8 protein-coding genes and 1 riboswitch are annotated in these 8,335 nt (G+C 32.0%); of the genes, 4 read left to right on the top strand and 4 right to left on the bottom strand.

The genetic code is table 11. The features are described 5' to 3' along the window. On the top strand, nt 1-884 hold an 884-nt coding region (locus tag RSB60_RS04780), incomplete at its 5' end, for a DMT family transporter (RefSeq protein ID WP_332614851.1). A 19-nt stretch (nt 885-903) separates the two neighbouring features. Here RSB60_RS04780 and RSB60_RS04775 read toward each other — a convergent pair. Then, nucleotides 904-1,704: an endonuclease/exonuclease/phosphatase family protein gene (locus RSB60_RS04775; protein ID WP_332491356.1), complete on the bottom strand. Its 801-nt coding sequence runs from the start codon at nt 1,702-1,704 to the stop codon at nt 904-906. Nucleotides 1,705-1,794: 90 nt separating this feature from the next. Between RSB60_RS04775 and RSB60_RS04770 the strand changes: the two genes are divergently transcribed. After that, entirely contained in the window at nt 1,795-2,286 is a 492-nt protein-coding gene (locus RSB60_RS04770) for a PTS system mannose/fructose/N-acetylgalactosamine-transporter subunit IIB (protein ID WP_332614849.1), read from the top strand. A 21-nt stretch (nt 2,287-2,307) separates the two neighbouring features. Here RSB60_RS04770 and RSB60_RS04765 read toward each other — a convergent pair whose 3' ends face one another. Together RSB60_RS04765 and metK are read right to left on the bottom strand one after the other, a co-directional pair. Further along, nucleotides 2,308-3,102 (bottom strand): HAD family hydrolase, encoded by a 795-nt coding sequence (locus RSB60_RS04765; RefSeq protein ID WP_332614847.1) that lies wholly within the window; start codon nt 3,100-3,102, stop codon nt 2,308-2,310. 38 nt (nt 3,103-3,140) lie between these two features. Beyond that, the gene (gene metK / locus RSB60_RS04760) at nt 3,141-4,229 is read right to left on the bottom strand and encodes a methionine adenosyltransferase (protein ID WP_332614853.1); all 1,089 of its coding nucleotides are present in this window, start codon (nt 4,227-4,229) and stop codon (nt 3,141-3,143) included. 65 nt (nt 4,230-4,294) lie between these two features. Then, nucleotides 4,295-4,381: riboswitch (SAM riboswitch) on the bottom strand. Nucleotides 4,382-4,475: 94 nt separating this feature from the next. Between metK and ybaK the strand changes: the two genes are divergently transcribed. Together ybaK and RSB60_RS04750 are read left to right on the top strand one after the other, a co-directional pair. Next, nucleotides 4,476-4,970 carry a Cys-tRNA(Pro) deacylase gene (gene ybaK / locus RSB60_RS04755; RefSeq protein ID WP_332516279.1) on the top strand — a complete coding sequence of 165 codons (495 nt, stop codon included), beginning with the start codon at nt 4,476-4,478 and terminating at the stop codon, nt 4,968-4,970. Between the two features lie 47 nt (nt 4,971-5,017). Continuing rightward, entirely contained in the window at nt 5,018-6,154 is a 1,137-nt protein-coding gene (locus RSB60_RS04750) for an AI-2E family transporter (RefSeq protein WP_332614844.1), read from the top strand. Between the two features lie 25 nt (nt 6,155-6,179). On the opposite strand, the gene RSB60_RS04745 is transcribed toward RSB60_RS04750, so the two are convergent. After that, nucleotides 6,180-8,267, bottom strand: coding sequence for a glutamine synthetase III family protein (locus RSB60_RS04745; protein ID WP_332614842.1), 2,088 nt, complete (start codon nt 8,265-8,267; stop codon nt 6,180-6,182). Nucleotides 8,268-8,335: the final 68 nt, after the last annotated feature.

The raw sequence follows: 8,335 nt of genomic DNA, 5'->3' as shown, positions 1-8,335 counted from the left end.
TTGCGGCAATAATATTGCATGTGGTAGCAGTCATCTTTTCATTTATACTTTGTAGCGTTAGGAATGAGAAATTTGATTTCAAACAAAAACCGATGTGGATTTATTTAGGTGGTATTGTAGGTGTATTTATTACAATGGCAAATAATTTATCCTTTGGAAAAATTAGTATGACCAGTATTATAGCGTTAGGCTTATTTGGACAGATTCTCCTTTCAATCTTCATTGATATTTTTGGGTTGTTTAAAATGCCTAAAAGAAAAATACATAAATCAATGGTAATTACTTTTCTATTTGCATTATTAGGAATTCTATTGATGCTTGATAATACAGTCTTAAATGCTAGATTAGCAATACTGTATTCATTTGGCGCAGGAATATTGGTTGTATTGAATAGAACAATTAATGCACGTCTTGCGGAAAAGATAGGAGCGTTACCAAGTTCTTTTGTAAATCATTTAGTAGGATTACCGATTACAATTATTATTGCATTCTTTGTCTTCTATAACACACCATCGCTTATGAGCGTACAATTGTCTTTAGAGCCTTTTATATATTTAGGTGGTATATTTGGTGTCACAGTTGTCTATCTCTCAAATATTACGGTATATAAGCTCTCAGCATTCAAATTAACAATATTTACTTTTGTTGCACAACTATTTACAGGGATAGCATTGGATATGTTAATGGGATTAAATATTAGTGATGCATCTTTTAATGGAGGAATATTAATTTCATTAGGTGTTCTAATCAATATTATTTTAGAAAAAAGAGCAAATGATAAAGCCACAAAACAAATTGAAATACGAAAACAAGTTTTGAAAATGGAAGAAGAACATTTTAATAGAATAAATTCTCGGTATTTGCAAAAAGAAAACGAACAGTAATTGTTCGTCTAGATTTAAACTATATTTTATCGTCAGATTTTAAAGTTAGCATTGTCACAACTGGATAATGATCAGAAGGATACATACCTTCAAACTCATCAATAATAATTCGGGTACTTCTTACATGAAATTCTGGACCAACAAATATATAGTCAATTGGTAATGCGTTATTTTTAAGTTTACCATTTCCATAATGCATGGTGTTTGTAGAAGGAGTATTTGCATAGGTACTTCTTAATGGAATGATTTCATTTGAAAGTATCTTTTTGACTGTATTTGAATCTGAATTAGTATTCAAATCACCTAAAAGAATAACATTTTTTGTTGCCCCAAGTAGATGTAATTGTTTAATTAGGATTTCAGCTTCTTTACTTCGGGTATATGAAAAAAGATGATCAAGGTGTGTGTTATAAACATTTACTATTTCACCTGTTTGTTTATCTTGCAACATGGCATATGTACAAATACGAGGAAAAGGACTTAAGAATAATTTACTTCCAGGTTTATCGGGATTATTAGATAACCAAAAAGTCTTTGATGCAATACAAGTAAAGCGACTTGTTTTATAGAAGATATCAGTTCTTTCGCTATTGCTTTTGGGATTTTTATTTCTGGGTAGACCTACTTTACTATAGGTTTTTTTTAAGGTTGAGACTGTATCCAACATTTCATCAGTTAACTCTTGTACTCCCAAGATATCAGCATTAATTTTCTCAATACATTTCACAACAGCATCTCTTCTTGTCATCCACTTTAAAAACTTACGTGTCAGTGGCATATCGTTTTTTAAATTAAACGTTGATACTTTATAATCAGACATTATCATCACCTAATTTAATTATACTTCTTTTAATAATGATTGACACAAGAGTTTTTGATAGCTATGATGAATGCGTAGGAGTTGATAGTTATGGAAATAGTAAATGTAAGAATTGATGAAAGATTAGTGCATGCACAAGTAGCAGCAGTATGGGCTAGTACATTGAATGCAACAAAAATTGTTGTCGTTGATGATGGAGCTTCACAAGATGAAATTCAACAAGTTGCATTGAAGATGGCTTGTCCAAAAACAGTAAAACTCAGCATAATATCTGCCAAACGCGCAGCAGAGAAATTACTAGAAGAACCATCCGATTCACAAAATCGATTATTCATTGTTATGAAAGGTGTTAAGACACTTAAAAAGATTTCTGATTGTGGTTATATTTTTCCGGAAGTTAATATTGGAAATTTATCTGCAAAAGAAGATGGTGTTTCATTAAAGCGCTCTGTGACTTTGAATCAAGAGCAAATGGATATTATTTTAGAACTTAATAAAAAGGGAACTAAGTTTACATCACAACTTGTTCCAACAGAAGAAAAAATAGATTTAGTTAAATTGATTAAAGAAAAAGCTCAGTAATGAGCTTTTTAATTTATCTATTTAATAATTAACTAATTCTTTAATTTTATTTACAACTGACCATTCATCATTAGAACCTATTATTTCAGTTGCAAGGTTTTTAATATCATCATGAGCATTAATAGGTGCAAAGCTTGTCGATGCTTGTTGGAACATCTCTAAGTCATTTAAATAATCACCAAAGATAACTGTCTCAGCATGAGTTAAGTTAAACTCTTCTTGTAGCTTTTCAATTCCGATTCCCTTATTTACGTCAGCATTGACAATATCAACCCAAACATGTGCAGAGTGAACCACTCGTGGATTACCATTGAATGGTTTTAATTGTTGATAAATATAATTTTCAGCACCACGTGGATCAAGATAACAAATTTTTAGGACATCTGCATCGACTTCAAGTAAATCATCAACATTTTGACAGTTTGGATAATAATGAAGTATTTCTTCCATGGATTGACTGTCAATCCTTTCGCTATTCTCGAAATAGGATAATGTTGGTGTACAGAGCACAGTATAAACATGTGGATCTTTGCGACCTTCTTTAATAAAAAAGTCAACTTTATCTTTAGGAATAGGAGAACTAAACAATACTTTATTTTTGGAAACGACATAAGCACCATTGTCGCAAATAAAACTTATTTTATCTTTCACTGAAGAAAACATAGTAGATAATGTTTGATAAGAACGACCACTTCCAATTGCGAATTCAATTCCTTGATTTTCACAATGTTGGATGACTTCAAAGATATCAATGGGGAGTTCTTTATTATTATTTAATAAGCTTCCATCCATGTCAGTTACAATTAATTTAAACATACTTTCAACCTCACGTTGGTATTATAACATGGAAAACCTTATTTGATTGGCTTAATTTGTTCCCAAGGAAGGTATGGTTTTCCAAAGTGTCCATAATTTGTGGTTTGTGAATAAATAGGTTTGCGTAAATCTAATTCTTGAATAATATTTGAAACTGAGAAGTTGAAATTACGATTCACAATAGCCAATAATTCTTCATTTGAATACGTGCTAGTACCAAAAGCGTCGATATTAATTGAAATAGGGTTTGGGCATCCAATAGCATACGATAATTCAATTTGACACTTTTTGCAAAAGCCGTTCGCAACCATATTTTTACAAACATAACGAGCATAGTATGCAGCACTACGATCAACTTTAGTTGGATCTTTTGAGCTAAAGCATCCACCACCAATAGGGGCACTTCCACCATAAGTATCAACAACTATTTTTCTTCCAGTTGTTCCACTATCACCGAAACTTCCACCTAATACAAATGAACCACTAGGATTAATTAAATATTTAGTATTCTCGTCGATTAAATCTTGACGTACAACAGGTTTAATAACTTCAGTAAGAATCAACTGTTTCAATTCTTCTTGGGTAATTTCTTTTGCGTGTTGAGTAGAGATTACAATTGTGTCAATACGTTTTGGTTCATCGTTTTCGTACTCAACAGTGACTTGTGTTTTTCCGTCTGGTTTTAATAAATTATTTTTTCTTCTAACTTCTTCAAGTCTTTTTGCAAGCATATGAGCCATATCAATTGCGACAGGCATGTAGCCTTTTGATTCATCTGATGCATATCCAAACATAATACCTTGGTCACCAGCGCTTAATTCACTACCATCAACAGCATTTGAAATTTCTTGTGATTGTTTATTTACTTTAACCAATACTTCATAATCCTCTTCATAACCAATTTCTTTTAAAACGTCTTTCGCAATTTTTGCATAATCAATTGTAGCTTTAGTGTTTGCCTCACCATAAACTAAAATGAAATTATCCTTGATTGTAGCTTCAACAGCCATCTTACTAAATGGGTCTTGGCGAATTGCTTCATCTAAGATATGGTCGGCAATCCAATCACAGATTTTATCTGGGTGTCCGCTTGTTACTGATTCACTTGTAAAATAATATTTCATAATTTTCCTCCTATGTCATACAAAAAAATGCCTCCTAAGAAAGAGGCATTACGCTAGAATTCATCTCTTCCTTATCGTTGTTAGCATTACCACCTTACTTACGCAGGTTGGTATGGTCTCATCGAGCTAACCCTCTAAACCATTCTTGATAAATGACTCATACATTAAACCATAATGTTAAACCTTCGTCAATAACTAAACAACGAATTACTTTTGGATTATAATAGAATGGTGAAAGAAGTGAGTAGAATGCATCAAAGCAAAGATAAAACAAATGTAATGAGAATATTAGATAGTCACAAGATAAATTATTGTAGTCATTATTTTGAAACTATTGAAGCAGTAAGTGGAGTTGAGGTTGCGGCAATTTTGCATCAAAACCCAGATAAAGTATTTAAAACATTAGTTACATGTGGAAAACCAAACTGTTATTATGTTTTTGTGATACCAGTAAATAAAGAATTGAACTTAAAAAAAGTTGCGAAACTAGTAAATGAGAAAAAAATAGATATGATTAAATCTAAGGAATTATATCCACTTACAGGATATGTGCATGGTGGCTGTTCTCCTATTGGAATGAAAAAAGTGTTCAAGACAATTATTGATGAAACAGCTAAGAAATTTGATACAATTTTATTTAGTGGTGGTAAGATTGGATATCAAATAGAGATGAATGCCAATGATTTACAGCGGATCATTTCTTGTTCGTTTGAAGATTTATTGGAAGAAGAAACGAATGACTAGTGTAGCAAACATATACATGATAAAATACAAGTTAGAAAGAGGTTTTTATGAAATTTCATTTGAAAGAAGAAACAGTTGAACTTACAAAAGCTCTAACGGTTGCGGGAATAATCATCGTTATAGTATGTTTTTTATTTTCGCGATTTAATGAAATATTTTATTGGGTTGGGAAATTCATTGGTGTTGCGATGCCTTTTATATTTGGAATGGCAATAGCTTTTCTAATATCACCAGTACAAAGTTATGTAGAGAATAAATTATTGAAGAATTCAAAAATGCATTTTAAGATAAAGCGAATTCTAGGAGTTATAGCGGCACTTGGATTTTTATTCATTTTAGTAGGTGGATTACTTGCCTTATTGATTCCACAGTTGTATGCAAGTGTCACAACTTTATCTTCATCGATGAATGTTTATATATCAGAGGCACAAAAGTATTTAGAAAGTTTAGCAATTAATGATTCTATCTACGAATCGATAGTGACCTATTTATTTGCATCAGGTGAAAAAATTGTTACAGGTACGATTAACGGTATGCAACAATACTTACCACAAATCTTAAATTATTCATTTGGTTTTTTGACAAGCTTAATGAATTTCTTTGTAGGGATTTTTATTGCTTTCTATATCTTGATGAGCAAGGAAAGATTTATTAATCAATTCAAACGTGCCTTATTTGCATTTGTTCCTAAGAAGGTAGCGGATTATACAGTTTATCTAACGAATCTAACTACTACAATGTTAAATTCGTTTGTTGTCGGTAAGTTTATTGACAGTTTAATTATTGGTGTTATCTGTTTTGTAGGAATGACAATCTTTAAAATGCCATATGCTGTACTAATAAGTTTTATTGTTGGTCTTACGAATATGATTCCAGTTTTCGGTCCATTTATTGGTGCAATACCGGGGGTATTTATTCTCTTTATGGTGGATCCAATTATGGCTGTTTGGTTTGCGTTATGGATTCTTGTGCTTCAACAATTTGATGGTAATATATTAGGTCCATATATTTTAGGAGACTCATTAGGATTGCCAAGTTTATGGATTATGTTTTCAATTATTGTTGGTGGCGGATTCTTTGGTTTAGTCGGTATGTTTTTGGGAGTGCCATTATTTTCGGTAGTATATATTGTGGTTAAAACAAGTGTTCAAAAACGACTTGAAGAAAAGAAAATACAAATTTAAAGGTGCCCTGTAAAGGACACCTTTTTTAACGATTACCAAATAAAATTTCACCATAAAGAGGTATATCATAAACATCAACGGAAGATATTTTTTCATAAGCATCAATGATATGACGTACTTCAAGCATGAGTGGCATAATTTCATGAACGATTTTTAGACCGCGTTCATGAAGATTATCAATGAGTAAGACTTTTTCAAAATCATGTGCTAATTCATTATTTTTCTTTGATAAGTTATTCAGCAATTCAGTGATTTCATTTAGTCGATGAGTAACATAATCAGGTACAATATTCAAATTTAATATCGGTGTAATTACATCGATTTCTTTTACAAGAAGAGGAAGTATTTGACGCTTAATAATTTGTTGAAGTGTACGAACTTCTACTTCAATAGTTTTACAATAATCATCATTTAATACTTCATTACGTGCTATAAGTTCCTTCTCAGAATAGATTTTATAAGCAGTGAATAACTTGATTGATTTAGGATCAATAAGTGAATCGATTGATTCAACATAAGAAGGAATATTTGGTAAACCGCGTTTTGCTGCTTCTAATATCCAATCACTTGAATAACCATCTCCTGAGAACAAAATACGTTCATGTTTAGTTAGAATTTTTTTGCATATTTCTAATCCTTTGTCGCGGACATCTTGGATGTATTTAATTCCATCTAGTTCACTTGAAATAGAATCCAAAGCTTCAGCCATAATTGTGTTCAATACAACATTAACGGTTGATGCAGATAGTGAAGAACCAAGCATTCTAAATTCAAATTTATTACCAGTAAAAGCCATCGGTGAAGTACGATTACGATCAGTGTTATCACGTGGAATATATGATAATCCTAAGATTGGATTTCCTTCGATATCGGTCACAACTTTGGTTGTATTTGTTTTGATTAAATTCATTAATATTTGTTCAATATAGTTTCCTAAATAAATAGAAATAATTGCAGGTGGGGCTTCATTAGCGCCAAGACGATGATCATTACCAGCGTTGGACGCAGCCATGCGAAGTAATTCCGGATAAGTATCTACAGCTTTAATAAACGCACACATAAACACCAAGAAACGAATATTCTCTGCTGGTTTTTCACCAGGAGAAAATAGATTTTGACCAGTATCAGTACATAATGACCAGTTATTATGTTTACCAGAACCATTTAATCCTGCAAATGGTTTTTCGTGAAGAAGACAAGCAAAATTATGTTTCTCAGCTGTTTTCTTTAATATATCCATAACAAGTTGATTTTGATCAATCGCAACATTTGTGTTTGTAAAAACAGGAGCTAATTCAAATTGAGCAGGAGCTGCTTCATTATGTTCTGCTTTAACATAAATACCAAGTTTCCAAAGTTCATGGTCAACTTCTTTCATGAAATTAGAAACACGGGTAGGGATACTACCAAAATAATGATCATCAAGTTCTTGGGTCTTTGATGGATTAGAACCAAATAAAGTACGACCGGTAAATTGGAGATCCAAACGTTTTTTATATAAATCGCGATCAATTAAGAAATATTCTTGTTCAAGACCAACAACTGGATTTACATGCCGCACATCTTTTTCGCCAAGAAGATTCACAAGACGTGTAGCCGCTTTATCAATGGCTTCTAAAGACTTTAGTAAAGGAGCTTTTTTATCAAGAGATTCACCATGATATGAAACAAAAACAGAAGGAATGCATAAAATATTATCCTTGATAAATGCAGGAGAACTGCAATCCCAATATGTATAACCACGTGCTTCAAAAGTTGCGCGTAACCCACCACTTGGAAAACTAGAAGCATCAGGTTCACCTTTGATTAAGGATTTGCCAGAAAAACGTAAAAGTGGATTACCAAACTCATCTGGTTCAACGAATGAATCATGTTTTTCAGCAGTGGATCCAGTTAATGGTTGAAACCAATGGGTAAAATGAGTTGCCCCATTTTCTAATGCCCATTGTTTCATTGCATGTGCGATAGCGTCGGCAGTGACACGATCTAAACTGTTTTCTTTGCTCATTGTTTGTTTCCATTGCGTATAAACAGGATAAGGTAATCGTTCTTTCATTACCTTCTCAGAGAATACAAGAGTACCAAAATCATCGAATACTGTTTCAAATTTCATGTTTTTGCTCCTTTTTTAAAATATATTTCAATTATTGGGTTTTAAATTAAAGAAGTCAATCAAAAACA

It is taken from the genome of Anaerorhabdus sp., from assembly GCF_036657415.1.
GTDB lineage: Bacteria > Bacillota_I > Bacilli_A > Erysipelotrichales > Erysipelotrichaceae > Anaerorhabdus.
The sequence above is the reverse complement of the archived record's forward strand: the minus strand, read 5'-3'. Positions and strand labels throughout refer to the sequence as shown.

Bases quoted from the DNA above. Each gene is read 5' to 3' on its own strand.
- RSB60_RS04775 (WP_332491356.1), bottom strand. From the start codon at position 1,704: ATGTCTGATTATAAAGTATCAACGTTTAATTTAAAAAACGATATGCCA.
- RSB60_RS04770 (WP_332614849.1), top strand. From the start codon at position 1,795: ATGGAAATAGTAAATGTAAGAATTGATGAAAGATTAGTGCATGCACAA.
- RSB60_RS04765 (WP_332614847.1), bottom strand. From the start codon at position 3,102: ATGTTTAAATTAATTGTAACTGACATGGATGGAAGCTTATTAAATAAT.
- ybaK (WP_332516279.1), top strand. From the start codon at position 4,476: ATGCATCAAAGCAAAGATAAAACAAATGTAATGAGAATATTAGATAGT.
- RSB60_RS04750 (WP_332614844.1), top strand. From the start codon at position 5,018: ATGAAATTTCATTTGAAAGAAGAAACAGTTGAACTTACAAAAGCTCTA.
- RSB60_RS04745 (WP_332614842.1), bottom strand. From the start codon at position 8,267: ATGAAATTTGAAACAGTATTCGATGATTTTGGTACTCTTGTATTCTCT.